The organism is Microbispora corallina, assembly GCF_016863035.1.
In the GTDB taxonomy this organism is placed as follows: domain Bacteria; phylum Actinomycetota; class Actinomycetes; order Streptosporangiales; family Streptosporangiaceae; genus Microbispora; species Microbispora corallina.
The window spans coordinates 1-1,259 of record NZ_BOOC01000089.1 but is presented as its reverse complement, the minus strand read 5'-3'; the positions used below and the strand labels follow the sequence as shown (position 1 = coordinate 1,259).

The 1,259-nt window shown below is 66.2% G+C and carries 2 protein-coding genes; both read left to right on the top strand.

From position 1 onward, the window contains the following. Nucleotides 1-2 precede the first annotated feature (2 nt). Entirely contained in the window at nucleotides 3-743 is a 741-nt protein-coding gene (locus Mco01_RS38645) for an ABC transporter ATP-binding protein (protein ID WP_239104244.1), read from the top strand. Nucleotides 744-753: 10 nt separating this feature from the next. Then, a partial coding sequence (locus Mco01_RS38640) for an ABC transporter permease (protein WP_204061786.1) occupies nucleotides 754-1,259 on the top strand: 506 nt, incomplete at its 3' end.

The window sequence follows — 1,259 nt, the reverse complement described above, 5'->3', positions numbered from 1 at the left end:
CGATCCAGGTGCACGGTCTGGAGAAGTCGTACAAGGAACTCAAGGTGCTGCGCGGGGTGGACTTCACCGTGGCGCGGGGCAGTATCTTCGCGCTGCTGGGCTCGAACGGGGCGGGCAAGACCACGGCCGTGAGAATTTTGTCCACGCTGCTCAAGGCCGACGCGGGGACCGCACGGGTGAACGGCTTCGATGTCGCCACGCAGGCTGCGGACGTGCGGGAGTCGATCAGCCTCACCGGACAGTTCGCCGCGGTCGACGAGATCCTCACAGGGCGGGAGAACCTGGTGCTGGTCGCCCGGTTGAGGCACCTCAAGGATCCCGGCAAGGTCGCCGACGGCCTGCTCGAGCGTTTCGCGCTGACCGACGCGGGCGCCCGGAAGGTGTCGACGTATTCGGGTGGCATGCGCCGCCGCCTCGACATCGCGATGAGCCTGATCGGCAACCCGCCGGTCATCTTCCTCGACGAGCCGACCACCGGGCTCGACCCCCAGGCGCGCATCGAGGTGTGGCAGGCCGTCAAGGAACTCGCCGACAACGGCACCACGGTGCTGCTCACCACCCAATACCTGGACGAGGCCGAACACCTCGCCGACCGGATCGCGATCCTGCACGAGGGCCGGATCCTCGTCAACGGCACCCTGGCCGAGCTCAAGCAGCTGCTGCCGCCCGCCAAGGTCGAATACGTCGAAAAGCAGCCGACCCTGGAGGACGTCTTCCTCACCCTCGTCGGCACGAAGGCATAAGGAAACCACGATGAGCACGCACTTCTTCGGCGACACCACCGTCCTGCTGGGACGCTCCCTGCGTCACATCACCCGCAGCCCCGACACCATCATCACGACCGCGATCATGCCGATCGCCATGATGCTGATGTTCGTCTACGTCTTCGGCGGCGCCATCACCACCGGATCAGGCTCGTCGTATGTGAACTACATGCTGCCCGGCATCCTGCTCATCACGGTCGCCTCGGGCATCGCCTACACCGCCTACCGGCTGTTCATGGACATGAAGAGCGGCATCTTCGAGCGGTTCCAGTCGATGCCGACCGCGCGGTCGTCGGTGCTGTGGGCGCACGTGCTGACCTCGCTGGTCGCCAACCTGGTCTCGCTCGTGGTCGTGATACTTGTCGCCCTGCTCATGGGCTTCCGCTCCGGGGCGGGCGTGCTGGCCTGGCTGTCGGTCGGCGCCATCCTGGTCCTGTTCACCCTGGCGCTGACCTGGATCGCCGTCATCGCCGGCCTGTCGGCCACGACGATGGA